Consider the following 24036-nt stretch of genomic DNA (forward strand, 5'->3'; position numbering starts at 1 on the left):
CCTTCCTTCAAAATGAGTATTCCGAAACGTGTGCCTGCATCCGACGATAAAGCTGCTGTACTGCAGGTAACTTTCTGCTGCGTCGAGCCTTGTGTACATGGCGCAAAAGGTGAGTGGAAAACTGAGAAACATCAAGAGGAGTGAGCCCATACCAAGGTAGCCCCAGAACATTTAATTACTCACAGTCTTATAGATAAAGTTGCCTGCGTCTTCGGCTAGCCCGCCCCCCAGCGCGCCCCCGGCAAGCCCGCCTGCGGCACCACCGATGATGGCACATGCCAAGGCTCCGGCGCCTGCCGTCGGTATACCAAAAACAATCATGCAGGAGCCAATCCCGATAGCTGCCCCTGCTTTACCCCCCCAATATGAGCCACCCACGGCACCCACCAGCTTGGCGCCGTCAACATATTTCGCTTTCGTGCACTCCTGTTCACGCCCAGTGGAGCATGCCTCCGTTATTTCCAGCGCTGCCGCCCCTACATCCAGCGCGATGCCAATGTAAGTACCTTTCTTCAATAGCTGGGAGGCCTTGGCTACACGCTTGACGGTCTCCTCGTACTTGCGAATCTCTCCATGATGCCAATAGCTCTTAGTGGAAATTCCCAGCATTTTCTTGATTGAACCTTCACTCTTCAACCCCGTACCAAAGCGCGCCATCCCCGAGAGTTGGGTATCGAGCCTCGCAAACAACGCCCTGCGTTTAACCAGAAAGTCATTCCTCGCACTCGCGGTGCCCTTCCTCAGGTACTGCCTATGCAGCTCATCGACTTCCTTGAGGGTGGCCTCGACTTGCGCCAGATGTTTGCTCCAGGCGCTACTGGCACTGCCAATGCCCAGGGACGCATGGGCCATGATGGCCTGTAACTGATCGTAGTTTTTGATCAGGAAATGATCCGTCGCGGAGTGTGCGAACAAAGCCTGTTTGATGTTCTGCGCCGAGCGCATCAGTTGGGCCTCTTCCGTCGTGCAAGACGCTGTACGAGCATCTGGAATGATCACCAACTGCCCTGGCAGTACCACGACGTTGCGAATGTGTTGGTTGAGGCTGTCGAACTTGGTTTGAATGTGAGGGTTGAGTGAAAGGTCGAGTTTAAGCAGCGGATAAGGCTGCGGTCGTACATTAATAAATGCGTAGGGTCCCTGCATAGCGTGCACCTCCAAGTGACTGAGGCGCACGACTATAAGAAGGCGCTACAGGCGAGGTAAGACGCGTGCAGGGGCGTTTTTGACGTTTCAGAAAGGGACTACGCAAGTCCCGGCAGACGCTGACATGTTTGATTCATTTGAGCTTTGTAAGTCGCAGGTACGGGTCGGCCACTTCGCCGTTTTTTATCACCCGCTTGCCGCCGTAGTCGCAGTGAGTTTTACCGTTGCTTCACATGTAGGAAAGGGCAACAGGGCGCTGCCCTTCTTTGAATCGGGTGTTTAAGCCTGCAAGCGCCGGCTGATCACATCCAGCAGATCACAGCCATCGCGCAATGGAATGGCGCAGAGCAGGGCGAAGTCCTGGAGGACGAGGTTATCGGTGTTCAGGCCTTCGCGAAACGCCAGGTTTTCCATGACTTGGGTGACCGCGCGGATGCGGTAGACGGCGGCGTCGTGGAGCACGTCGAGCGGCACTTGGGTGTCGATGAGCAGGGAGGGAGTGGTGGCGTCGTGGCCGGTGAGCGGCATGTATCGGTTCATGTTTTAACCTTTATTTCAGAGAGTGAGGCTACCACTCACACGTCGCCAAACGAATGGGTGGCAGCTGTACGCAGGTTGGCGAACCGGTGAAATAAAGCAAAGGCCGGCAGACCCGAAGGTCTCCCGCGCACAGCCGCCATAAGGCAGCGTTACGCGTGCAAAAGCACCAGCAAAGGAGCAGGTGCTTTTGCATGCATTATTTCAATCGAGTCGCCAAACCCGTGTCGCCATATGGACGACCGCCGAACTATAAGCGCCATCCTCCGCCGGGAGCAAGTCGCTCGGCCAATGAAGCTCAAATGTGGGAGCTGGCTTGCCTGCGATAGCGGCGGGCCAGTCAACTTATCCTTGGCTGAGCCACCGCCATCGCAGGCAAGCCAGCTCCCACATTGATTGAGTTGTGTCAGCGAGTGGCCAGGGCACCTTGGTACAGCACGGGGCCGGTGGGTTGTCCGGTGGGTGAGCCGCCTTGTGGCTCCAGGCTGACGGCGAGGGTCGCGGGTGCAGTCAACAGCGCCTGCTGTTCCTTGCTCAGCTGGATTCGGCCTTTACCCGAGCTCGGCACCAGGCCCAGGGAGACGGGTTTGCCACCGGCCGCAATGACCCACAGTTCCAGGGCACGCTTCGGCTCTACAGCCGCCAACGTCAGCGGCTCCACTTGCAGGTGATCGCCAAACGCCTGGACCTGCAACGCCGGTTGCTGGTTGGCCGCGACCAGCGTGGCGTTGTATTCGGCGCCGATATCACGCTGATACAGCACGCCCACCAGCACTGCGACAACTACCGCACAGGCAGCGGCCAGCAGGCGAAAACTCATCCAGAACGGTTTCTTCGCTGGCACGTGCAGCACTTGCGGCTCAATGCGTGCCTTGATGCCTGCCCACACATGATCCGGCACCGGCCGCTCGGGCACGGCGCCAGTCAGGCTGGCGAGGGCATCCTGCCAATGGCCGAGTTCGACGCGCAGCGCGGCATCGTCCAGCAGCAGGTTTTCAAAGCGCCGACGGGCAGTGGCGGGCATCAGCCCGATGGCGTAATCGGCAGCGAGGGCGCGGCGCAGGGTGGTGGTTTGGTAGTTCATGATTCAAGGCACCTGCGCAGGCGCTCCATGCCGCGGCGAATCCAGGATTTGACCGAGCCCAGGGGCGCCGCCAAGTGGTCGGCCAGTTCCGAGCACGACAGGCCCTGGAAGTAAGCCACGGTAATCGATTGGCGTTGCATGCCGTCGAGGGTGTCGAGGCAGCGGTTGAGGGCGCGGGCTTCGCGCTCACTGTCGAGCTGTTCGTAGGCGCTGGGGCTGTCGTCGAGCATGGCGTCTTGCTGGCCCTCAGCTAATGGCTGTTCGCGGTGTTTGCGCAATTGGTCGATGGCCAAGTTGCGGGTGATGTTGACCATCCAGGTCATCGGCGCGGCCAAATGGGCCTCGTAGCGCGAAGCGTTGTACCAGATACGCACAAAGGCCTCCTGCAGCACTTCTTCGGCCAGGTCTGCGCGCCCCATGAAACGAAACGCGACACCGTGCAGCCGTGGCGAAACACTGCGGTAAAGGGTCTCGAACGCCTGTCGGTTGCCCAGGGCACATTGGGCCAGCAAGGGCTGCAACGGGTCAGCATCATGAATGGAAATAGGGCTTCTCCAGGCTCTCGTTCGAGGGCGACGGGACTGCGCACGGTAGGCAGAGGGTAGTCCAGCTTGAGCATTCATTCCATCCGACTCCGGGCGGCGCTTGTGGGATATACGCGCGCGGGGAACATTTGGATGCAGATTTTTCTGAACTAATCTGCAGGTGGGAACATTCCTTCGGGACTGTCAGTCAAACGCCTGCTTTTAGCTCCTACATTCAGAGGTTGTCTTGATGAAGATTTCACGCGGTTTCGCCCTGTCCTGCCTGTTGACCGTGGCCGCCAGCCCGGTGTTTGCCGCAGGTTTCAGCCTCGGTGACGTGGCCAATGCCGTCTCCGGTGCCCAGGGCAGCAACAACAAGGCGGCGGCTGCGGCGCCTAGCTCTGAGACCGCCGGCCTGCTGAGCGCCTTGACCTCGCAACTGAACATCACCCCCGAACAAGCCGTGGGCGGTACCGGCGCCATGCTGGGCCTGGCCAAGAACAAACTGAGCGGTACCGACTACTCGCAACTGGGCAAGAGTGTGCCGGGCCTGGATCAACTCTCGGGCAGCAACTCCCTGGGCAGCCTCGGCGCGTTGAGCGGGATGCTCGGCCAGAGCGGCGGCAGCAAGACCAGCGGCCTGGACGGTTTGTTGGGTAACGTGAAGAGCACCAACGACCTGAACACCGCCTTCAGCGCGTTGGGCATGGACAGCGGCATGGTCAGCCAATTTGCCCCGGTGATCCTCAAGTACCTGGGCGGCCAGGGCGCCAGCGAATCGGTGCTGGGCAAACTGGCTTCGGCCTGGGGTACTGGCAGCTAAAGCGACTCTGCGCGCAGTTGTGCGATGCGCGCATCCTTCTCCATCCAGAGCTGGTTCACCCAGTTCTGGACGGTCTGGCGAAACGCCGGATCATTCTCGTAATCCCCTTGCCACAACGCCGGGTCCAGCTCACGGGTGCGGATATCAATGATCACCTTCGGCACTGTGCCGCAGATCAAGTCCCAGAACCCCGGGATCTTCTGCTGCGGGTAGACTACCGTCACGTCGAGGACCGCGTCCAATTGCTCACCCATGGCCGCCAGCACAAACGCCACGCCACCCGCTTTGGGCTTGAGTAAGCGGGCAAATGGCGAATCCTGCTGCTTGCGCTTGGCCTCGCTGAACCGTGTGCCCTCCAGATAATTGACCACCGTCACCGGTTGGCGCTTGAACAGCTCGCACGCCTGCTTGGTGATCTTCAAATCCTGGCCCGCCAGTTCCTGGTGTTTGGCCAGAAAGGCCTTGGTGTAGCGCTTCATGAACGGGTAATCCAGCGCCCACCAGGCCAGGCCCAGGAAGGGCACCCAGATCAGCTCTTTTTTCAGGAAGAATTTGAAGAACGGCGTACGCCGGTTGAGTGCCTGGATCAGTGCGGGAATATCGACCCAGGATTGGTGATTGCTGATCACCAGGTAAGACGTATCGCCGCGCAGTTCGTCGCCGCCACGAATGTCCCATTGGGTGGGGATGCACAGCGCGAAAATCAGTTTGTCGATCTCGGCCCAGGTCTCGGCGATCCACATCACGGCCCAAGAGGCGTAGTCGCGAAAGCGGCCGGGCGCTACCAGCTTGAGCAGGGCAAACACCATCAACGGGCCGAACAGCACCAGGGTGTTGAGCAATAACAGCAGTGTGACAAAACAGCCGGTGAGCAGGCGGCGCATAAGTAACTCTTGGAATCGGGTGGGCGGGTCATGATAAGCAAGCTGAGTCTAGAGGCCAAATCGCAAATTGCTGCACGAATGTGAGCTGACGCGGAGCGTCCAGAGCTGCATTCCCACGCAGAGCGTGGGAACGATCTAACTAAACAACGCTTTTGCGGTCTAGAATCCGCCTACTTCTTTCCAAGGAAATCACTTCGTGAAACTGCTCCTTGCCTTACTCGCCCTGGCTGCCGTGCCCGTCATGGCCGCCGAACCGACCCTCTACGGTCGCTACGAATACATCCAACTGCCGGAGATCGGCCAAACCTTCAAGGCCAAGATGGACACCGGCGCGCTCACCGCTTCGCTGTCGGCCCGCGATATCGAAACCTTCCAGCGCGACGGCGACGACTGGGTGCGCTTCCGCCTCGGCGGCAAGGACGCCAGCGACAAGGTTTTTGAACACAAAGTCTCGCGCATCAGCAAAATCAAAAGCCGCGCCGATGAAGACGAGGACAAGGACGAAGCCACCGTGGCCAAGCGCCCGGTGATCGACCTGGAAATGTGCCTGGGCAACGTCAAGCGCACCGTCGAGGTCAACCTCACTGACCGCAGCAGTTTCAACTACCCGTTGCTGATCGGCGCCAAGGCCCTGCGTGAGTTCGGTGCGGCGGTTAACCCGGCCCGTCGTTACACTGCCGACAAACCGGACTGCTGATCGAGCCTATGCCGCACATCCTGATTGTCGAAGACGAAGCGGCGATAGCCGACACGCTGATCTTTGCCCTGCAAGGCGAGGGGTTCACCACTACCTGGCTGAGCCTTGGCCAGGAGGCGCTGGCGCATCAACGCCAGACGCCTGCCGACCTGATCATCCTCGACATCGGCCTGCCGGACATCACCGGCTTTGAGACGTGCAAGCAACTGCGCCGCTTCAGTGAAGTGCCGGTGATGTTCCTCAGTGCGCGCGACGGCGAGATTGACCGGGTGGTGGGCCTGGAGATCGGCGCCGACGATTATGTGGTCAAGCCCTTCAGCCCACGGGAAGTGGCGGCGCGGGTTCGGGCGATTCTCAAACGCGTCAGCCCAGGTGCCGCGCCGGCCGTGTTCCAGGTCGACCTGGAGCGCATGCAGATCAGTTATCGCGGCCAGGCTTTGAGCCTTACGCGGCATGAATTTCGCCTGCTGCAAAGCTTGCTGGAGCAGCCCGAGCGGGTGTTCAGCCGCGAGCAATTGCTCGACGCGGTGGGCGTGCCGGCCGATGCCGGCTACGAGCGTAATATCGACAGCCATATTAAAAGCCTGCGCAGCAAACTGCGGGGCATTGCGGCGGATGCCGAGCCGATCCAGACCCATCGTGGCCTCGGCTACAGCTACAGCCCGAGCCACAGCTGATGCGCTTGGGGCTGCGGATCTTCCTGGTGTATGCGCTGTTTATCGGCCTCACCGGTTACTTTGTGCTCAACACGGTGATGAAGGAAATCCGCCCCGGCGTGCGCCAGTCCACCGAAGAAACTTTGGTGGACACGGCGAACCTGCTGGCTGAGATCCTGCGCGATGACGTAAAAAATCATACCCTCGGCCAAAGCCACTGGCCTGAGTTGCTCAAGGCCTACGGCAATCGCCAGCCCGGCGCGACCATCTGGGGCCTGCCGAAAAACCAGGTTAACCACCGCATCTACGTGACCGACGCCAACGGCATCGTGCTGCTCGATTCCACGGGCGAAGCGGTGGGGCAGGACTATTCACGGTGGAACGACGTGTACCTCACCTTGCGGGGTGAGTACGGCGCCCGTTCCACCCGCAGCGAGCTGGACGATCCCACTTCGTCGGTGATGCACGTGGGCGCGCCGATCCGCGACAACGGGCAAATCATCGGCGTGGTAACGGTGGCCAAGCCCAACAGCTCGTTGCAGCCTTATGTGGATCGCACCGAGAACCGCTTGCTCTGGTACGGCGCCGGGTTGGTGGTTTTGGGCCTGCTGTTGGGCGCATTGCTGTCGTGGTGGCTGAGTGTGGCGCTGCATCGGCTCACGGCCTATGCGCAGGCGGTGAGCGAAGGGCGCCGGGCCGAGTTGCCGCATTACCGTGGCGGCGAACTCAAACAGCTGTCCACCGCTGTGGAGCACATGCGCACGCAGCTGGAAGGCAAGGCCTACGTCGAGCATTACGTGCACACCTTGACCCACGAATTGAAAAGCCCGCTGGCCGCCATTCGCGGCGCGGCGGAATTGTTGCAGGGCGATATGAGCCGCGAGCAGCAGCAGCGTTTTATCGGCAATATCGACAGCGAAAGTGCGCGCTTGCAGCAGTTGATCGAGCGATTGCTTAACCTTGCCCAGGTGGAGCAGCGCCAGGGTTTGGAAGAACAGACCCGCATGCCGTTGGCTGCCTTGGTCAACGAGGTACTCAAGGCTCAATGTGCACGAATCGAAGGCGCCGGCCTGCAGGTCGAACAGACGATAGCGGCGGATGTGAAGGTGTTCGGTGAGCCTTTCCTGTTGCGCCAGGCACTGGGCAATCTGCTCGATAACGCCTTGGACTTCACACCGCCCGGCGGCACCTTGCGATTCAGCGCACAGGCGCAGCATAACGAGGTGCAGGTCAGCCTGTTCAATCAGGCTGCGCCGATTCCCGACTACGCCTTGCCACGTCTGAGCGAGCGCTTCTACTCGTTGCCGCGCCCGGTCAGTGGGCGCAAAAGCACCGGCCTGGGCCTCAATTTTGTCGAAGAAGTGATGAAGCTGCACGGCGGCGCATTGCAGATCGGCAATGTGCAAGGCGGCGTGCAGGTGGTGCTGCATCTCCACACAGTCTCCACAGTGCCCACATAAATCTCCCACAGGCGCGGTTCACGCTCTGCCCATCAAAACAGGGAGAGCCCCATGAACCGAAGCCTGCTGTTCAAACTTGGCGCCATTGCGCTGCTGATGCTGCTGTTGCTGATTCCACTGCTGATGATCAACGGCATCATCAGCGACCGCCAGCAACTGCGCGACGGCGTATTGATGGACATCGCCCGCAGCTCCAGCTACAGCCAGCGCATTACCGGCCCAGTAATGGTAGTGCCCTATCGCAAGACCGTGCGCGAGTGGAAACTCAATGAAAAGCTCAACAAACGCTACGAGGAAACCCGTGAAGAGCGCGGCCGTCTGTATTTTTTGCCGGACCGCTTTGAACTCGACGGCAAGGTGCAAACCGAACTGCGCTCGCGTGGCATCTACCAGGCGCGACTGTTCCATGCAGACAACCGCATCAGTGGGCGTTTCGAGTTGCCAGCGCAGTTGGGCATTACAGAAAACTTTGCCGATTACCGTTTTGAGCCTGCGTTTCTGGCGGTGGGTATCAGCGATATTCGTGGCATCGAAAACGCCCTGAAGCTTGAGCTGGGCAGCCAACGGCTGGCGTTCTCGCCAGGCTCGCAAGTGGACTGGTTGGGCGAGGGCGTGCATGTGACGCTGCCCGCGCAGGACAGCAAACAACCGAGCGTGGTGGATTTCGCTTTTGACCTGCGCCTGCAGGGCACCGAACAGTTGCAAGTGGTGCCGGTGGGCAAGACCAGCCAGGTGTCACTCGCGTCCAACTGGCCGCACCCCAGTTTTATCGGCAACTTCCTGCCGGCGCAGCGAGAGGTCACTGACAAGGGCTTCAGCGCCAATTGGCAGACTTCGTTTTTCTCCACCAACCTCGAACAAGCCCTGCAAACCTGCCTGGACCGCCAGGGCTGTGAAGACTTCACCAACCGCAGCTTTGGCGTGAACTTCATCGACCCGGTGGACCAGTACCTCAAGAGCGACCGCGCGATCAAATACGCGCTGCTGTTTATCGCCCTGACGTTTGCCGGCTTCTTCCTCTTCGAAGTACTGAAGAACCTCGCGGTACACCCGATTCAGTACGCGTTGGTGGGCTTCGCGTTGGCGTTCTTTTACCTGCTGCTGTTGTCGTTGTCCGAGCACCTGGGCTTTGCGTTGGCCTACCTGATCTCGGCGAGTGCCTGTGTATTGTTGATCGGCTTTTATGTGTGCCATGTGCTGCGCAGTGTTGTGCATGGCCTGGGCTTTTCGGCGGGGTTGGCGGCGTTGTATGGCTTGTTGTACGGGCTGCTGAGCGCTGAAGATTACGCGCTGCTGATGGGCTCGCTGCTGCTGTTCGGGCTGCTGGGTACGGTGATGGTGCTGACGCGCAAGCTGGATTGGTATGGCGTGGGCAAGCGCAAAGGTCGGGAGGTGGCGCAATGATTGGGTTGCGTGAAGATCAGCAGGTGCGCGCGCAATTGGTGGCCGGGATTGCCACCTTCCTCAGCAACACCACTCTTCAATGTGGGAGCGGGCTTGCCCGCGAATGCGGTGGGTCAGAAACCAATGTGCTGAATGACATGCCGCCATCGCGGGCAAGCCCGCTCCCACACTGGATGGGTGTGAATGTCACACCGGTGGCTGGGTCTCAAGCATCGAAGGCCGTTGGCTGACCCCGGCATACCAGTCGGCAAGCTTGGGGTTGCTGGCGCGCCATTGCAGGTCGGGGTGGCGAAAGTCCAGGTAACCCAGGGCGCAGGCCACGCTGATGGCGGCGATGTCGAAGTGGCTGGCCAGTTCGGCAATCGCATCGCTTTCCAGCTCGGCGAGGGTGCGGTGGATCTTGTTGCGCTGCTCCTCCAGCCATTGGTCCCAGTGTTTTTCTGCCGGGCGCATGGCGGTCTCGTAACGCACCAGCACGGCGGCATCCATGATGCCGTCGGCCATCGAGGCGAGGGTGAGGCGGCGCCAGCGGGCCGAGCCGTCACGCGGGATCAGCGGGTTGCCGACGTGCTGGTGGTCGAAGTAATCGAGGATCACCCGGCTGTCGTGCAGCACCGAACCATCGGCCAGGCGCAGGGCCGGGATCTTGCCCACGGGGTTGTCCTGCACCACCTGTGCGTCGGGGTTGACCGGCGTCGGCATGCAGCCATGCAAGGCCACGCGGTGCTGCTGGCCGGTCTCGATCAGCAGCACGCGGACTTTGCGAACAAAGGGTGAAGCGGGGTTGTGAAACAAGGTCATGCTGGGCGCGGACATGGGCATTCCTCGGAAATGGCAGGGCTAGCCTAGTAGGATTGTGGTTGTTTTTGAAGGCCCTATCGCAGCGGTGCGACGACTCGACAAGCCAGCTCCCACACTTGACTGCGTACACACATCAACCTGTGGGAGCTGGCTTGCCTGCGATGAGGCCTTCAGCCACGCCGCTTGAGCAAGGCCCAAGTACCAATTGCCGCCGGAATACCCAACCCCACCCAACTCAACGAATCCCACAGCCCATCCCCCAACAGCGCCGCAAACAACCCGGCAGCGCTGAGCAGGCCAATCCCCAGCGGAATGCCGAATACCTTCCAGAAACTCGATTGGCGCGGCTTCATGACTTGGCCGCCTTACGCCGCACAATCCACAGGTAAACACCGCTGCCCAACACGATGATGGTCAGTACATCCAGCACCGCCCAGAGGATCTTCATCGGCATGCCGCCATAGTCGCCAAAGTGCAGCGGCTGGGACATGCCCATGGCGTCCATGTACCACGGCCGTTCGGCGATGGCGGTGACGGCCAGGGTGCTGGCGTCGATCAGCACCGGCGTGAGCAGGTGTGAGGTCAGATGCGTGCTGCCCTTCATGAACACCGCGTAGTGGTGTTCGCTGGAAAAGCGCGTACCGGGGAAGGCGATAAAGTCCGGCTCCATGCCGGGCGCGGCCTTGGCGGCGATGCTCAGCAGTTCGGTGGCCGGTGCGCGTTGGGTCAGCGGCGGCGCGTTTTTGTACGGCTCGATCATGGCGCTGAGGCTGTCCTGGCGCCAGGCGGCGATGATCAAATCGGCGCAGGCGCTGATCACGCCGGTGACACCCACCACCAGCGCCCAGGTCAGCGTGACCACGCCGATCAGGTTGTGCAGGTCGAGCCAGCGCAGACGGGTGGATTTGTCTTTACGCACGGTGGCGAACTTCAACCGGCGCATAAACGGCAGGTACAGCACCGTACCCGAGACAATTGCCACCACAAACAGAATGCCCATGAACGCCAGCAGCAACTTGCCTGGCAGCCCGGCGAACATATCCACGTGCAAGCGCAGCAGGAACAGGGTCAACCCGCCATTGGCCGCCGGGGTTTCCACGGCCTCACCGGTGCGCGCATCCAGCATGAAGGTGTGGGACGAGTTGGGCTCGGTGCCGGCCGTGGCAGCCATGATCGCGATCACACCGTTTTTGTCGTCTTCGTCCCACGCCAGGTACTGCATGGCCTCGCCGGGGCGATGAGCCTGGGCTTTGGTCACCAACTGCTCAAGGTTCAGCTGCGGCGTGTCGGCGGGCATCTGTGCCAGTTCCGGCTCGTTGCCCAGCAGGTGGTCGATCTCGTGGTGAAACACCAACGGCAAGCCGGTGAGGGCGAGCAGCAGCAGGAATACCGTGCAGATCAGGCTGGTCCAGGTGTGGATGAAGGACCAGCGGCGGATGGTTTTGCTTTTCATTTTCTAGCCTTCAGACAAACCGAAGCCGCCCACAGGGCGGCCCGGTTGTTAACTCAGCCGATTACCACTGATAGGTGGCGCTGGCGACGACGCTGCGTTGGTCGCCGTAGTAGCAGTAGGACCCGTCACACGTGGAGATGTAGTCCTTGTTGAACAGGTTGGTGGCGTTGAGTTTCACCGAGGCGCCTTTGAGGCTGTTATCAAGCCGGCCAAGGTCGTAATGCACGGCGCCGTCGAACACGGTGTAGGCGTTGGCCTTGCCCAGCCACGTGTTGCCTTGGTCACCGTAGGTGTTGCCGGTGTAGCGGGCGCCAAAGCCAATGCCAAAACCATCGAGCACGCCGTTGTGCCAGGTGTAGTCAGTCCACAGCGAGGCTTGCTGGTTGGGCATCAACTGCAGGCGGTTGCCTTCGAAGTTGCCTTTTTGCACTTCGGATTTGGCCAGGGTGTACGCGGCGATCACCTTAAGGTTTTCGGTCACGTCAGACACCGCTTCCAGCTCCAGGCCTTTGACTTTGACTTCGCCGGTCTGGTCGGTGACCGACTGGCCGCCTGCGCCGGTGCTGGTGACGAGCACGTTTTTCTGGGTCAGGTCATACACTGCCGCACTCAGCAAGGTGTTGGAGCCGGGCGGTTGGTATTTGATACCCAGTTCCCATTGCTTGCCTTCGGTGGGCTTGTACGACTGGAGTGGGTCGACGCTGGCGTTGCTGGCTGGTTGGAATGACTCGGCGTAGGACAGGTAGGGCACAAAGCCTGAGTCGAACACATAGCTCAGTGCTGCATTGCCACTGAAGTTCTTGCTACGGTCGGTATTGGTCGCATCGTTCTTATTGAAGTAGGTTGTGCCTTGATGCACCCAGTCCTCACGCCCGCCCACGGTCAGGCGCCATTTGTCCAAAGCCATCTGGTCTTGTGCATAGAGGCCGGTCTGCACGGTTTTCTGGTTGTAGTCGTAGTACGCGGTGGAGCGGGCCGGACGCACGACCGGCGTGGTGTTGGCAGGGTTGAAGATGTTCACGCGCCCCGCGCTATCGTAGATCGACAGGTATGAGGTATCGGTGCGCTGGTGGTCCAGGCCCAGCAGCAAGGTGTGGGTGACGTCACCGGTAGCGAAGTCGGCCTGGAAGTTGTTGTCGACCGCGAATTGGCCAATGTTCTCGTCAACGTTGGTGGAGGTGCGGTCGATATTGCCGGCAGCGTCAACCGGATAGTAGGCATAGGCGCCGACTGTCAATTGCTGGAATGACAACTCCGACTTGGTGTAGCGCAGATTCTGCTTGAACTGCCAGGTATCGTTGAAACGATGCTCGAAGGCATAGCCCAACGCGTAGTAGGTGCGGTCGTAGTACTCGTAATCCGGGTCGCCCAGGTTTTTGTGGTGGGAGACTTTGCCCAGTGGAGAGTCGATTTTGGTGCCAACAATCGGCAAAAACTGGCTGGTGGCACCGGTATCGTCACGGGTGAACTGCGACAGGAAAGTCAGCTTGGTATCCGGGTCGATATTCCAGGTCAGGCTGGGCGCAATGTTGTAGCGCTTGTTGTCGATATGATCGACTTGAGTGCCGGCATCGCGCACCACGCCACTGAGGCCATACAGAAACTGCCCTTCATCATCGATCTTGCCGGTGCTGGCGAAGTTGATCTGGCGGTAGTTGTCACTGCCGTATTGCACCTGGATGGCGCTGCTTTGTTCTGCGCTGGGACGGCGGCTGACCATGTCCAGCAGGCCGCCCGGCGGCGTTTGGCCGTAGACCGACGAGGCCGGGCCACGCAGCAGGGCGAGGCGGTCGAGGTTCCAGGTTTCGGCTTTGGGGTTGGCGTACACGCCGCGTGGCAGTGGCAGGCCGTCGAGGAATTGCGTGGGTTCGAAGCCGCGCACGCGCATCCAGTCATAGCGGGTGTCACTGCCGTAGCTGGCGGACACGATGCCGGGCATGTATTTAACCGCGTCATCCAGGTTCTGGACGTTGCGGTCCTGCATCTGCTCGCGGGTGGCGACGGAGATCGAGCGCGGCGCTTCGACCAGCGCGGTGTCGGTCTTGGTGCCAGCGGCGGTGCGCTTGGCCAGGTAGCCGTCGACTGGCCCCCAGGCGCTTTCATCGCTGCCCTGGGCAATGATGCTGGTCTCTGGCAACGCCACGACACCTTCCGGGACAGGCACCAGCGTAAACGTCCTGGCACTGCTTTGCTCCAATTGCAACCCGGTGCCACGCAACGCCTCGCGCAACGCGCCCTGGGCATCGAATTGGCCTTTGACCGGTGCTGAGGTCTTGCCCGCTGCCAGCGAAGGGTTCAGCGTCAGCGCCAGGCCCGACTGGCTGGCGATCTGGTTCAGGGTGCTCGCCAATGGCGCAGCCGGCAGGTTGTAGGCGCGCACGTTGCTAGCCTGTTCGGCGGCGATCAGCGCGGTGCTCGTCAGCGGGGCGCTGAGGGCAATGGCCATGGCTAACAGGCTGGGGCGCAACAAGGTGTCTAGCGTGCGGTACATGGGGCGGCTCCTGAATGAAAATATTTCTCAATTGCCTAGGTGCCGGATGAGAATCAGAAAGTGATAGGGCTGGGTGAAAATATTTTTCTGAGGTGGCTTTGAGGGCCTCATCGCAGGCAAGCCAGCTCCCACCTTTAACGGTGTTCACAATTCCAAAGGTGGGAGCTGGCTTGCCTGCGAAGGCGATCGGCCAGGCACTGAAAAACCTAAGGCTTAGCCTTCACGGTCACCCACCACGGCGTGTGCTGCTCGATCTGCACCGGCAAGGTCGGCAGCAGGGCATTCAGCGCCAGGGTGGTGTCGTGCAGCGGGAAGCTGCCGGTGATGCGCAGGTCGGCCACGGTTTTATCCACGCCCAGGTAGCCGGTGCGGTAACGACTCAGCTCGGCAACCACATCGCCCAGGCGCGCGTTGTCGACCACCAGCATGCCGCGTGTCCAGGCGTCTGCGGCGGGTTCGACCACCCGCGCAGGGCCGAGGCCGTCGCTGCGCATCAGCACTTGCTGGCCTTGCTTGAAAATCTGCTCCTGATGCAGCGCCTCAGGCTGGGCGGCCACGGCAGACTGCAGCACGCTCAGGCGCGTGGCGTCGTCTTCGCGCCTGACGATAAACCGCGTGCCCAGGGCGCGCAGGCTGCCGTCGCGGGTTTGCACGTAGAACGGCCGCGCATCGTTGTGGCCGGTTTCGACTTGGATTTCGCCTTCCTGCAACACGATCAATCGGCGTTTTTCATCAAAGCGCACGTCGATGGCGCTGTGGGTGTTGAGGTTGATCAGTGTGCCGTCGGCCAGCTTCAGCGTGCGTTGTTCGCCGGTCGCTGTGCGCTGGTCGGCCAGCCAATAGTGGATCGGCACGTAACGCTCACCGGTAAACAGCGCCAGGCCGATCACCAGCGCGATGCTGGCCAAACCGCCGCCCAACTTGCGCACGCGCTGGCGAATGCCTTGGCGTGACTGCAACAGCGCCGCCCGCGCCGGGCCAGAAGCTACGCTGAAGCGCTGGTCGAGCATGCCCAGCTGACGCCAGGCGCGTGCGTGTTCTTCATCACTGGCCAGCCATTTGGCGAACTCTTCCTGTGCAACCAGGCTGCCGTCGCCTGAGCCCAGCGACAGTTGCCAGGCAATCGCCGCATCCAGCACACGGGCGGTGACCGGTTTGGAGCCTGTCACAGCGGCTCGCCATACAGTGCGATGTAGCACTGGCGAATGCCTTGGGCCAGGTACTGGCGCACACGTGGCACCGACACACCCAGGCGCTGGGCGATTTCGGCGTGGCCCAGGCCGTCGAGGCGGTTATAGAGGAAGGCAGCGCGGGCCTTGCTCGACAGCTTGCCGAGCAGGCGGTCGATGGCCTTGAGGTCTTCGAGGATCAGTTGCTGTGCTTCGGGCGAGGGGTGTTCGCTTTCCGGGATCAGCATCAGCTCGCTGAGGTAGGCCTGTTCCAGCGCCGCGCGGCGGAAGTAGTCGAACAGCAAGCCTTTGGCGATGGCCACCAGGAACGCACGTGGCTCGCGCGGTTCGCGCAGCTCGTCCCGGCCCAGCAGGCGTATGAAGGTGTCCTGGCTCAAGTCTTCGGCGCGGCTCGGGCAGGCCACATTGCGTCGCAGCCACGCCAACAGCCAGCCACGATGGTCGCGATACAACGCGCCAACAAGCTCACTGTGTGGGGTTTGGACCGACGACAAGGCATCACCGAATAAACAAGGGGTTTAAACTAACGAGAATTATTCGCGATTGTGTCAGAGGCAGGGAGTGGGCGCAATTGGCGTCTGTCGGGCGATCGTTCCCACGCTCTGCGTGGTAATGCCTCCTGGGACGCTCAGCGTCCCCTAGAAAGAGGGCGCTTGTTTGCGACGTGTCCATTGGCTCAAGCGCTCTTGCAGCACCTGTGGGCTGTCGATTCCCTGTTGGCGCGCACGGCTGAACAGGATGAGCATCAGCTCTGCCGTGGCCAGCGCATCGGCGCTGGCGTGGTGGCGTTCGCCCACGTGCAGCTTGAAGTGGTTGATCCAGTCGTCGAGCCCGGCCTCGCGAATATTCGCGTCGGGGCACAACAGCGGGGCGATGTCGGCTACATCAAGGAACGGATGGGCCAGCCGATAGCCCAGGCTGCTCTTAAGCGCCCGGCACAGCATGTGTTGGTCGAACGGCGCATGGAACGCCAGCAACGGGCTGTCGCCGACAAAGGCCATAAAATCCAGCAAGGCTTGCGCCGGGTCGCTGCCGGCGGCAATTGCACTGGGGCCGAGGCCATGGATCAGCACGCTGGGGCTGAGCTTGGTGTTGGGCTGTTGCAGGGTGCGTTCGAACATCTGTGAAAAATCCACCGCGCCATCCTCGATCACCACCGCGCCGATGGACAGCACTTGGTCGCGGTTGAGGTTCAGGCCGCTGGTTTCCAGGTCGACCACCACCCAACGTTGGCTGCGTAACGACCCGTCGCCCAGCAATGCGGGCTTGGGCAATTGTGCCAGTCGCTGCTGCTGAGCCGCGTCGAGCCCGGGCTTGTTCTTGCGCAGCCAACTGAACAGGCTCACAGCTGATACCGCAGCGTCAGGCTGCTTTGCAGGCGTTGGGCCTGGCGCAGGGATTCACGCAGGATGCGCCGGTCCAGGTGGTTGAGGCTGTCGGGGTCGACGCGGTTGGAATACGGCAGGTTCTCGCGGGTTTGCAGCTGATGCTGCTGCATGCGGGTTTGCTGGATAAAGTGATAGGCCTCCTCATAGGCAGCGCCATTCAGCGGCTCAATGACCTCCTTGACCACCAGTTGGCGCAGGCGCTCCAAGGTATTGTTGGCGTGGATACCGTTGGCCAGGGCCAACAGGCGCGCGCCATCTACAAAGGGCGTAAGGCCCTGCACCTTGAGGTCGAGCGTGGCCTTTTCGGCGCCTTTGCGCGTCAGCACAAAGTCGCGGAAACGCCCGACCGGCGGGCGCTGGCGCAAGGCGTTCTCGGCCAGCATGCGTTGGAATAAGCGGTTATCGGCCACCTGATCCAGAATGCCCTGGCGCAGTTGCTCGCAACCGCGCTCGTCACCCCACACCACGCGCATATCGAAATAGATGCTCGACCCGAGCAGGTTCTCCGGCGTGGCCTCGCGAATAAATGCACCGAAGCGTCGCGCCCATTCGGCCCGTGACAGGCACAGCTCGGGGTTGCCGGCCATGATATTGCCCTTGCACAGGCTGAAGCCGCACAACGCCAGGCTTTGGTTGATCTGCTGCGCCAGGGGCAGCAGGCGGCCGCGGATCTCGGCGGCTTCGGCGGCGTCCTTGGCTTCAAACAGGATGCCGTTGTCCTGGTCGGTAAACAGGGTTTGTTCGCGGCGCCCTTCGCTGCCGAAACACAGCCAGCTGAAGCGCACGCCAGGGTCGCCTTTGTCGGCCAGGGTCAGTTCGATCACCCGGCACACGGTGTGGTCGTTGAGCAGGGTAATAATGTGGGTGATCTGAGTCGAGGAGGCACCATGGGCCAGCATGCGTTCGACCAGTTGGCCGATTTCACCGCGAATCGCCACCAGGTTTTCCACCCGGGGTGCGTTTCGAATGGTGCGGGCCAAGTGCACCAGGTCGACCCGTTGCAGGGAAAACAGGTCGCGCTCGGACACCACGCCACACAGGCGCTGGTCTTTTACCAGGCACACATGGGCGATGTGTCGCTCGGTCATGGCGATGGCGGCATCGAAAGCGCTGTGGTCCGGGCTTAAAAAGAACGGCGCCTGGGTCATATGGCCGGCGATGGCTTGATTGAAATCGCCGGTGCCGTCGGCGACCACCTGGCGCAGGTCGCGCAAGGTGAAAATCCCCAGCGGCGCCTTGTGCTCGTCGACGATCACGATGCTGCCCACTTGCTGCTCATGCATCAGCGTCACCGCTTCGCGCAGCGGCGTGGTCGGGCTGCAGGTGACCGGGTGGCGCATGGCCAATTCACCCAGGCGGGTGTTCAGCGAATACTGGGTGCCGAGGGTTTCCACGGCCTTTTGCTGCACCTGCTGGTTGACCTGATCCAACAGGCTGCTGACTCCGCGCAGGGCAAAATCGCGAAACGGGCTGGAAAGGGCGAACAGCTTGATAAACGCCGGCTTGTTCAGTTGCAGGCAGAAGGTGTCTTCGGCGGCTTTGTGCTCGGTGCGTGTCGCACGCTCACCCAGCAACGCGGCAAGAGGGAAGCACTCGCCGGTGGTGATCTCGAAGGTGGCTTGCGTCGAGTCCGGCCGCTCGCCGACTACGCGGCCCTGCTTGACGATATAGAAGTGCTCCACCGGCCCGCCGGACGGTTTGAGAATGCTGTCGCCGGGGCCGTAGAAACGCAGCTGGCACTGTTCGACCAAGAACGCCAGGTGGGCGTTTTCCATCTGGTTGAACGGTGGGAAGCGTTGCAGGAATTGCAGGGTGCCGTGGATGTTCTGCAACACGGCGGTTTTTCCCGCGTGCGTGAAAGCATCAGCTTTACTCATAACAGTGACCGCAGTTTTTTGTCGTTATCGTCCTGCATGGTCGACTCCCGCGCGGCGGGTGCCCATTGGACGTAAGTCTAGGTCTGGGCAAAACCATTCACGACTAGGGAAAAACCTTACATGACTATCGTCCAAACCCCGTAGAACGCCCACTAGGCAAACTTTCCGACGAAGTGCACATTGTTCGCCCTTCCGCAGATGTCTGACGAGTGTGCTGGGAGATTGAATAGAACTGCTGAGAAACGTATGTCCGACCACGATATTTTGAGTGATGCCGAGCGCGAGGCGCTGAGCGCCGTAATGCTGGAACCCGATTTGCCGCCACAGCGGGTGTTGATTGTCGACGACGACAAGGACGCTCGTGAATTGCTTGCGGAGATCCTGGGTCTGGACGGCATTCGCTGCATGACCGCCGACAGTGGCGAGACAGCGTGGGATTTGTTGAGCTCCAGCAGTTCCATCGGTTTGCTGATCACCGATTTGCGCATGGCGCCGAGCAACGGCCTGCAATTGATTCGCAAAGTGCGCGAGTCAACCCGTGCGGCGTTGCCGATCATCATCATGTCGGGGGACGCGGAAGCGCCGGATGTGATTGATGCGATGCATTTGAGCGTGGTGGATTTTTTGCTCAAACCGATCGATAGCGTGAAGTTGGCGAAGATGGTCAAGCGGGAATTGGGGATGGCGCAGTAGCTACCGCTGGTCAGCTTTACTCTTTACCTGTCAATGTTGACAGTTGGAAAGTTGAATAGGCTCTTGTCTACTGGATGAAGTGACGCGTAGAGATCGTTACTTTAAATACTCATTAGACGGGGTGATGGAAATGGCGACTGAAAGTTCGTTCAAAGGTTCGGCAATTCTAAAAGTTACCTATAAAGACAAACCGCACCTTGAGTTTAATTTTGATAAGGTTGAAGGGGCTGCAAACAATTTCGTTGCTTTTGACAATAAAGGCAAACCAGTCTTGCAAATTGTTTATCCTCATGACGTTAAAGACGGTGAAACCTATAAGTTTGACTACGCAGCAGATAATTCATGGGGGTTACAGTTCTACGGCGACGGAGACGCCCGCGGTTTGGCCGGGACAGTCACAGTGATTGTTACGGATGGCGGCGATCACCAAGCACTTACCATTACTGCTGTTTATGAAAAAGAAGTAGGTAAGAAATACGTGTTTGATGGGAAGGCTGATATCCAGTACACCCCATGATGAAATCGGATAGATGAGTGTTATGTGTGGGCTTGAACTCCCTGATCCGCAGATCAGGGAGTCGTTTTCTAATTAAATACCGTTTTTCGCCTTATATTCCCGACGCCGACGATGCAACACCGGCTCCGTATACCCATTCGGCTGCTTAGTCCCTTCAATCACCAACTCCACCGCCGCCTGGAACGCGATGTTGCTGTCGAAATCCGGTGCCAGCGGGCGATACAACGCGTCACCGGCATTCTGACGGTCCACCACCGGCGCCATGCGCTTGAGGCTTTCCATCACTTGGGCTTCGTTGACGATGCCGTGGCGCAGCCAGTTGGCGATGTGCTGGCTGGAAATGCGCAGGGTGGCGCGGTCTTCCATCAGGCCTACATCGTTGATGTCCGGCACTTTCGAGCAGCCGACGCCTTGGTCGATCCAACGGACCACATAGCCGAGGATGCCCTGGGCATTGTTGTCCAGTTCGTTGCGGATTTCTTCTTCGGACCAATCGGTGTTGCTGGCCAGAGGAATGGTCAGGATATCGTCCACCGAGGCGCGCTCGCGCTTGGCCAGTTCGGCCTGGCGGGCGAACACATCAACCTTGTGGTAATGCAGCGCATGCAGCGCAGCCGCCGTCGGCGATGGCACCCAGGCGGTGTTGGCACCGGCCAATGGGTGGGCGATTTTCTGCTCAAGCATCGCCGCCATCAGATCAGGCATGGCCCACATGCCTTTACCGATTTGCGCACGACCTTGCAGGCCGGTGCTCAAGCCGATATCGACGTTCCAGTTTTCGTAGGCACCGATCCATTTTTCCGCCTTCATGGCGGCCTTGCGCACCATCGCGCCAGCTTCCATGGAGGTGTGGATTTCATCGCCGGTGCGGTCGAGGAAGCCGGTGTTGATAAACACCACGCGCTCGCTGGCCGCCTTGATGCAGGCCTTGAGGTTGACCGTAGTGCGGCGCTCCTCGTCCATGATCCCGACTTTCAGCGTATTACGCGGCAGGTTCAACACGTCTTCGATGCGGCCGAACAGCTCATTGGTAAACGCTGCTTCTTCGGGGCCGTGCATCTTCGGTTTAACGATGTACACAGAACCGGTGCGGCTGTTCTTGCGGCTGCTGTTGCCGTTGAGGCTGTGGATCGCCGCCAGGCTGGTGAGCAGACCGTCGAGAATACCTTCCGGTACTTCGTTGCCGTCTTTATCCAGGATCGCGTCGATGGTCATCAAGTGGCCAACGTTACGCACAAACAGCAGCGAACGGCCGTGCAGGGTCACGTCCTGGCCATCGACGCCGGTGTAGACGCGGTCGGCGTTCATGGTACGGGTGAAGGTCTTGCCGCCCTTGGCCACTTCTTCGGCCAGGTCGCCTTTCATCAGGCCGAGCCAGTTGCGGTAGATCACCACTTTGTCATCGGCATCGACGGCGGCGACGGAGTCTTCGCAGTCCATGATGGTGGTCAGCGCGGCTTCCATCAGCACGTCTTTGACGCCGGCGGCATCGGTCTGGCCGACCGGGGTGCTGGCGTCGATCTGGATTTCGAAGTGCAGGCCGTTGTGTTTGAGCAGGATCGCAATCGGCTCGGCCGCAGGGCCCTGGAAACCGATCAGTTGTGCGTCGTCGCGCAGGCCACTGTTGCTGCCGCCCTTGAGGCTGACGATGAGCTTGCCATCCACCATCTTGTAACCGGTGGAGTCGACGTGGCTGCCGGCGGTGAGCGGCGCGGCTTCGTCGAGGAAAGCACGGGCGAAAGCAATTACCTTGTCGCCACGCACTTTGTTGTAACCCTTGCCCTTCTCGGCGCCGTCGGCTTCGCTGATGGCATCGGTGCCATACAGCGCGTCGTACAGCGAGCCCCAGCGTGCATTGGAGGCGTTGAGGGCGAAGCGGGCATTCATGACCGGCACCACCAGCTGCGGGCCGGCCATGCGGGCAATTTCGTCATCGACATTTTGGGTCGAGGCCTGGAAATCTGCAGCTTCTGGCAGCAGGTAGCCGATATCTTGCAGGAAGGCTTTGTAGGCCACTGGGTCGTGGGCTTTGCCTGCGTGGGTCTGGTGCCAGGTGTCGATCCGCGCCTGGAAATCATCGCGTTTGGCGAGTAGGGCTTTGTTCTTCGGTGCCAGGTCGTGGATGACCTTGTCGGCGCCGGCCCAGAACTGGTCGGCAGTGATGCCGGTGCCGGGAATGGCTTCGTTGTTCACGAAGTCGAACAGGACTTTGGCGACCTGCAGGCCACCGACTTGAACGTGTTCAGTCATTGCTTGCCTCACTCTGCGGAGCTTATGCGCTGTTTCAGATTTTCATTATGTAGTGCACGGTTGGGCATACTACATGATGACTTGCGGTTGTGAAAATTAGACTAAATACGTCGTTTAGCGACTCATTTTGGTCGTACGGTCACAGCGGAGAATCGGATGTTCTCAAAAAACTATTGGATTGTTCCAGATAAATATAAAAATGGTACACGATTTGTTTTTGACCACTTCTGTAGGAATTGGCTTTGTGTGGGAGCGGGCTTGCCCGCGATAGCAATACATCGCCCACGGATGTGTAACTGACACGCCCCCCATCGCGGGCAAGCCCGCTCCCACAGGGTGTGTGCCTATAATCGATGATCAACCCACCGAGGGCTTCGCCATGGACCATCTTGTACTCACTATTATCGCCGCCGACAAACCCGGCCTGGTTGAACGCATTGCGCAGAACATTGCCGCCCACGGCGGTAACTGGCTGGAAAGCCGCATGGCGCACATGGCCGGGCAGTTTGCCGGGATTTTGCGGGTCAGCGTGCCGACGGAACAGCGTCAAGCCCTGGTCGGCGCGCTGGAGGACTTATCCACCCACGGCATTCGTGTGCTGGTGGGCGAGGGCAGCAGCGGGCAGGCCTCGGCGTCCAAATCGATCATGATGACGTTGGTGGGCAATGACCGCGCAGGCATCGTGCGCGAAATCACGGCGCTATTGAGCAAACAAGGCGTGAACCTGGCGAGCCTGAGCACGGATGTGCGTCCGGCGCCCATGAGCGGTGATCCCTTGTTTAGCGCCGAAGCGTTGTTGCAGGTGCCGGCCGCGTTGTCCCTGGATACCTTGCAGCTGTCCCTGGAAACCTTGGCCGATGATTTGATGGTGGAACTGCACCACGAGGAATAATCGGTCCACAAGGTTATGCATGGAAATCTTGCATGGGCCTGTGGATAACCTGTAGAGACCCGGCGCCAGGCCATGCCGGCCGGGCTTCTTCGTCGATTGAGCAAAAAACGAGCAGTTTCAATGGCTTGTGCACAAATGGCGGGGATCAGGGTGTGGATAACCTTGGGGTGAATGCCTGCAAGCCACGTGCACTGTGGCTTGCAGGATTTTGTACGTTATTTGATCAGCGTTTGCGCACCGTCAGCCAGGCATCCAGGCTGTAGACCACCAGGCCCGCCCAGATAAATGCGAAAGCAATCAGCGTGCTGGTCGCCAGGTGCTCACCGAACAGTAGCACCGCTTCCAACAGCACCAGCGTCGGCGCCACGTATTGCAAAAAGCCCAGTGCGGTGTAGGGCAAATGCCGTGCGGCCGCGTTAAAACACACCAGCGGAATCAGCGTAACCGGGCCTGCGGCCACCAGCCACCAGGCTTCGGAGGTGCTCCAAAATTCAAGCTGCGCACTATGGGCCGACGGGTTGAACAACAACCAGGCGACGGCGATCGGCACCAGCATCCAGGTTTCCACCACCAGCCCTGGCAGCGCCTTGACCGGCGCCTGTTTGCGGATCAAACCGTAAAAGCCGAAGGTCAGTGCCAGCACCAGCGACACCCACGGCAGACTGCCGACTTGCCACACTTGCTGCGCCACACCCACCGCCGCCAGCCCGACGGCGATCCATTGCAGGCGGCGCAGGCGCTCGCCCAGGATCAGCATGCCCAGCAGTACATTCACCAACGGGTTGATGTAGTAACCCAGGCTCGCTTCCAGCATGCGCCCGCTGTTCACCGACCACACATAGGTCAGCCAGTTGGCCGCAATCAACGAACCGCTGAGTGCCAGAATCGCCAGGCGCTTGGGGTTGTCGCGCAGTTCACGGAACCAGCCGGGGTGCTTCCACACCATCAACAGCAAACCGCCGAACAGCGCCGACCACAAGACGCGGTGCACGATGATTTCGGCGGCGGGAACACTGGCGATGGCTTTGAAATAAAGTGGGAAAAGACCCCAGATGACATAGGCACTCAGGCCCAGGATGTACCCCTTGCGGGGGTTGGCGGCGTGCATTGCAGAATCCTTGCTCAGGCAGCTTACAAAGCGAGATTGTAAGGATTTTTGTCAGGCAAGGCAGGGGCTTTTCTGTGGGAGCTGGCTTGCCTGCGATGAAATCACCTTAGTACCACTGATACACCGAGTTGTCTGAATCGCAGGCAAGCCAGCTCCCACAC

At 60.2% G+C, this 24036-nt stretch carries 23 protein-coding genes; 8 read left to right on the forward strand and 15 right to left on the reverse strand.

From position 1 onward, the window contains the following. Positions 1–171 precede the first annotated feature (171 nt). The 4 genes from AOA62_RS29050 to AOA62_RS29065 all read right to left on the reverse strand — a co-directional run bounded on the left by AOA62_RS29050 (position 172) and on the right by AOA62_RS29065 (position 3390). On the reverse strand, positions 172–1146 hold the full coding sequence (locus tag AOA62_RS29050; protein WP_099550390.1) for a hypothetical protein: 975 nt from the start codon (positions 1144–1146) through the stop codon (positions 172–174). 279 nt (positions 1147–1425) lie between these two features. After that, a complete protein-coding gene (locus AOA62_RS29055) occupies positions 1426–1674 on the reverse strand; it encodes a hypothetical protein (RefSeq protein ID WP_032865770.1) in 249 nt (82 codons plus the stop codon). A 415-nt stretch (positions 1675–2089) separates the two neighbouring features. Next, positions 2090–2767, reverse strand: a complete 678-nt coding sequence (locus AOA62_RS29060) for an anti-sigma factor (RefSeq protein WP_099550391.1) — start codon at positions 2765–2767, stop codon at positions 2090–2092. Further along, the gene (locus tag AOA62_RS29065) at positions 2764–3390 is read right to left on the reverse strand and encodes a sigma-70 family RNA polymerase sigma factor (RefSeq protein WP_017137999.1); all 627 of its coding nucleotides are present in this window, start codon (positions 3388–3390) and stop codon (positions 2764–2766) included. Before AOA62_RS29065 ends, AOA62_RS29060 begins: the two co-directional genes overlap by 4 nt. Before the next feature lie 151 nt (positions 3391–3541). Here AOA62_RS29065 and AOA62_RS29070 point away from each other — a divergent pair, with 151 nt between their 5' ends. Then, entirely contained in the window at positions 3542–4114 is a 573-nt protein-coding gene (locus AOA62_RS29070; RefSeq protein WP_017138000.1) for a DUF2780 domain-containing protein, read from the forward strand. Here AOA62_RS29070 and AOA62_RS29075 read toward each other — a convergent pair. Beyond that, the gene (locus tag AOA62_RS29075; RefSeq protein WP_099550392.1) at positions 4111–4998 is read right to left on the reverse strand and encodes an acyltransferase; all 888 of its coding nucleotides are present in this window, start codon (positions 4996–4998) and stop codon (positions 4111–4113) included. The genes AOA62_RS29070 and AOA62_RS29075 overlap by 4 nt on opposite strands. A gap of 196 nt (positions 4999–5194) precedes the next feature. Here AOA62_RS29075 and AOA62_RS29080 point away from each other — a divergent pair, with 196 nt between their 5' ends. From AOA62_RS29080 to creD, 4 genes are read left to right on the forward strand one after another with little or no spacing between them, the layout of a single operon-like run. Next, entirely contained in the window at positions 5195–5695 is a 501-nt protein-coding gene (locus AOA62_RS29080; RefSeq protein ID WP_017138002.1) for an ATP-dependent zinc protease, read from the forward strand. 8 nt (positions 5696–5703) lie between these two features. Continuing rightward, complete coding sequence (creB, locus tag AOA62_RS29085) at positions 5704–6372, forward strand: two-component system response regulator CreB (RefSeq protein ID WP_017138003.1); 669 nt, start codon at positions 5704–5706, stop codon at positions 6370–6372. Then, positions 6372–7811 carry a two-component system sensor histidine kinase CreC gene (gene creC / locus AOA62_RS29090; protein ID WP_099550393.1) on the forward strand — a complete coding sequence of 480 codons (1440 nt, stop codon included), beginning with the start codon at positions 6372–6374 and terminating at the stop codon, positions 7809–7811. The genes creB and creC overlap by 1 nt, the downstream gene beginning before the upstream one ends. 51 nt (positions 7812–7862) lie before the next feature. After that, positions 7863–9215 (forward strand): cell envelope integrity protein CreD, encoded by a 1353-nt coding sequence (gene creD, locus AOA62_RS29095; protein WP_099550394.1) that lies wholly within the window; start codon positions 7863–7865, stop codon positions 9213–9215. A gap of 186 nt (positions 9216–9401) precedes the next feature. Here creD and AOA62_RS29100 read toward each other — a convergent pair whose 3' ends face one another. The 8 genes from AOA62_RS29100 to AOA62_RS29135 all read right to left on the reverse strand — a co-directional run bounded on the left by AOA62_RS29100 (position 9402) and on the right by AOA62_RS29135 (position 18415). Next, entirely contained in the window at positions 9402–10031 is a 630-nt protein-coding gene (locus tag AOA62_RS29100) for a glutathione S-transferase family protein (RefSeq protein ID WP_099550395.1), read from the reverse strand. A 155-nt stretch (positions 10032–10186) separates the two neighbouring features. Further along, entirely contained in the window at positions 10187–10369 is a 183-nt protein-coding gene (locus AOA62_RS29105) for a hypothetical protein (protein ID WP_056857805.1), read from the reverse strand. After that, on the reverse strand, positions 10366–11469 hold the full coding sequence (locus AOA62_RS29110) for a PepSY domain-containing protein (protein ID WP_099550396.1): 1104 nt from the start codon (positions 11467–11469) through the stop codon (positions 10366–10368). The genes AOA62_RS29105 and AOA62_RS29110 overlap by 4 nt, the downstream gene beginning before the upstream one ends. A 61-nt stretch (positions 11470–11530) precedes the next feature. Further along, a complete protein-coding gene (locus AOA62_RS29115) occupies positions 11531–13960 on the reverse strand; it encodes a TonB-dependent siderophore receptor (protein ID WP_099550397.1) in 2430 nt (809 codons plus the stop codon). Between the two features lie 206 nt (positions 13961–14166). Then, positions 14167–15129: a FecR domain-containing protein gene (locus tag AOA62_RS29120; RefSeq protein WP_099550398.1), complete on the reverse strand. Its 963-nt coding sequence runs from the start codon at positions 15127–15129 to the stop codon at positions 14167–14169. After that, positions 15126–15644: an RNA polymerase sigma factor gene (locus AOA62_RS29125; RefSeq protein ID WP_017138011.1), complete on the reverse strand. Its 519-nt coding sequence runs from the start codon at positions 15642–15644 to the stop codon at positions 15126–15128. The genes AOA62_RS29120 and AOA62_RS29125 overlap by 4 nt, the downstream gene beginning before the upstream one ends. A gap of 144 nt (positions 15645–15788) precedes the next feature. After that, a complete protein-coding gene (locus AOA62_RS29130; protein ID WP_099550399.1) occupies positions 15789–16496 on the reverse strand; it encodes a PolC-type DNA polymerase III in 708 nt (235 codons plus the stop codon). Next, entirely contained in the window at positions 16493–18415 is a 1923-nt protein-coding gene (locus AOA62_RS29135) for a putative nucleotidyltransferase substrate binding domain-containing protein (protein WP_099550400.1), read from the reverse strand. The genes AOA62_RS29130 and AOA62_RS29135 overlap by 4 nt, the downstream gene beginning before the upstream one ends. Positions 18416–18661: 246 nt before the next feature. Between AOA62_RS29135 and AOA62_RS29140 the strand changes: the two genes are divergently transcribed. Beyond that, positions 18662–19108 carry a response regulator gene (locus AOA62_RS29140; RefSeq protein WP_017138015.1) on the forward strand — a complete coding sequence of 149 codons (447 nt, stop codon included), beginning with the start codon at positions 18662–18664 and terminating at the stop codon, positions 19106–19108. Positions 19109–19238: 130 nt separating this feature from the next. Beyond that, on the forward strand, positions 19239–19625 hold the full coding sequence (locus AOA62_RS29145; protein ID WP_099550401.1) for a hypothetical protein: 387 nt from the start codon (positions 19239–19241) through the stop codon (positions 19623–19625). 72 nt (positions 19626–19697) lie between these two features. Here AOA62_RS29145 and AOA62_RS29150 read toward each other — a convergent pair whose 3' ends face one another. Continuing rightward, positions 19698–21875 carry a malate synthase G gene (locus AOA62_RS29150; protein WP_099550402.1) on the reverse strand — a complete coding sequence of 726 codons (2178 nt, stop codon included), beginning with the start codon at positions 21873–21875 and terminating at the stop codon, positions 19698–19700. Positions 21876–22254: 379 nt separating this feature from the next. Between AOA62_RS29150 and AOA62_RS29155 the strand changes: the two genes are divergently transcribed. Then, a complete protein-coding gene (locus AOA62_RS29155) occupies positions 22255–22767 on the forward strand; it encodes a glycine cleavage system protein R (protein WP_017138018.1) in 513 nt (170 codons plus the stop codon). Between the two features lie 223 nt (positions 22768–22990). On the opposite strand, the gene rarD is transcribed toward AOA62_RS29155, so the two are convergent. Further along, on the reverse strand, positions 22991–23875 hold the full coding sequence (rarD, locus tag AOA62_RS29160; RefSeq protein WP_017138019.1) for an EamA family transporter RarD: 885 nt from the start codon (positions 23873–23875) through the stop codon (positions 22991–22993). Positions 23876–24036 lie beyond the last annotated feature (161 nt).

This window comes from Pseudomonas sp. 2995-3 (genome assembly GCF_002742565.1).
GTDB classification, from domain to species: Bacteria; Pseudomonadota; Gammaproteobacteria; order Pseudomonadales; family Pseudomonadaceae; genus Aquipseudomonas; species Aquipseudomonas edaphica.

Coding starts and splice junctions, on each gene's coding strand:
- AOA62_RS29055 (WP_032865770.1), bottom strand. CDS start 1,674: ATGCCGCTCACCGGCCACGACGCCACCACTCCCTCCCTGCTCATCGAC.
- AOA62_RS29140 (WP_017138015.1), top strand. CDS start 18,662: ATGTCCGACCACGATATTTTGAGTGATGCCGAGCGCGAGGCGCTGAGC.
- AOA62_RS29065 (WP_017137999.1), bottom strand. CDS start 3,390: ATGAATGCTCAAGCTGGACTACCCTCTGCCTACCGTGCGCAGTCCCGT.
- creC (WP_099550393.1), top strand. CDS start 6,372: ATGCGCTTGGGGCTGCGGATCTTCCTGGTGTATGCGCTGTTTATCGGC.
- AOA62_RS29150 (WP_099550402.1), bottom strand. CDS start 21,875: ATGACTGAACACGTTCAAGTCGGTGGCCTGCAGGTCGCCAAAGTCCTG.
- AOA62_RS29070 (WP_017138000.1), top strand. CDS start 3,542: ATGAAGATTTCACGCGGTTTCGCCCTGTCCTGCCTGTTGACCGTGGCC.
- creD (WP_099550394.1), top strand. CDS start 7,863: ATGAACCGAAGCCTGCTGTTCAAACTTGGCGCCATTGCGCTGCTGATG.
- AOA62_RS29110 (WP_099550396.1), bottom strand. CDS start 11,469: ATGAAAAGCAAAACCATCCGCCGCTGGTCCTTCATCCACACCTGGACC.
- AOA62_RS29060 (WP_099550391.1), bottom strand. CDS start 2,767: ATGAACTACCAAACCACCACCCTGCGCCGCGCCCTCGCTGCCGATTAC.
- AOA62_RS29155 (WP_017138018.1), top strand. CDS start 22,255: ATGGACCATCTTGTACTCACTATTATCGCCGCCGACAAACCCGGCCTG.
- rarD (WP_017138019.1), bottom strand. CDS start 23,875: ATGCACGCCGCCAACCCCCGCAAGGGGTACATCCTGGGCCTGAGTGCC.
- AOA62_RS29100 (WP_099550395.1), bottom strand. CDS start 10,031: ATGTCCGCGCCCAGCATGACCTTGTTTCACAACCCCGCTTCACCCTTT.
- AOA62_RS29115 (WP_099550397.1), bottom strand. CDS start 13,960: ATGTACCGCACGCTAGACACCTTGTTGCGCCCCAGCCTGTTAGCCATG.
- creB (WP_017138003.1), top strand. CDS start 5,704: ATGCCGCACATCCTGATTGTCGAAGACGAAGCGGCGATAGCCGACACG.
- AOA62_RS29105 (WP_056857805.1), bottom strand. CDS start 10,369: ATGAAGCCGCGCCAATCGAGTTTCTGGAAGGTATTCGGCATTCCGCTG.
- AOA62_RS29075 (WP_099550392.1), bottom strand. CDS start 4,998: ATGCGCCGCCTGCTCACCGGCTGTTTTGTCACACTGCTGTTATTGCTC.
- AOA62_RS29050 (WP_099550390.1), bottom strand. CDS start 1,146: ATGCAGGGACCCTACGCATTTATTAATGTACGACCGCAGCCTTATCCG.
- AOA62_RS29145 (WP_099550401.1), top strand. CDS start 19,239: ATGGCGACTGAAAGTTCGTTCAAAGGTTCGGCAATTCTAAAAGTTACC.
- AOA62_RS29135 (WP_099550400.1), bottom strand. CDS start 18,415: ATGAGTAAAGCTGATGCTTTCACGCACGCGGGAAAAACCGCCGTGTTG.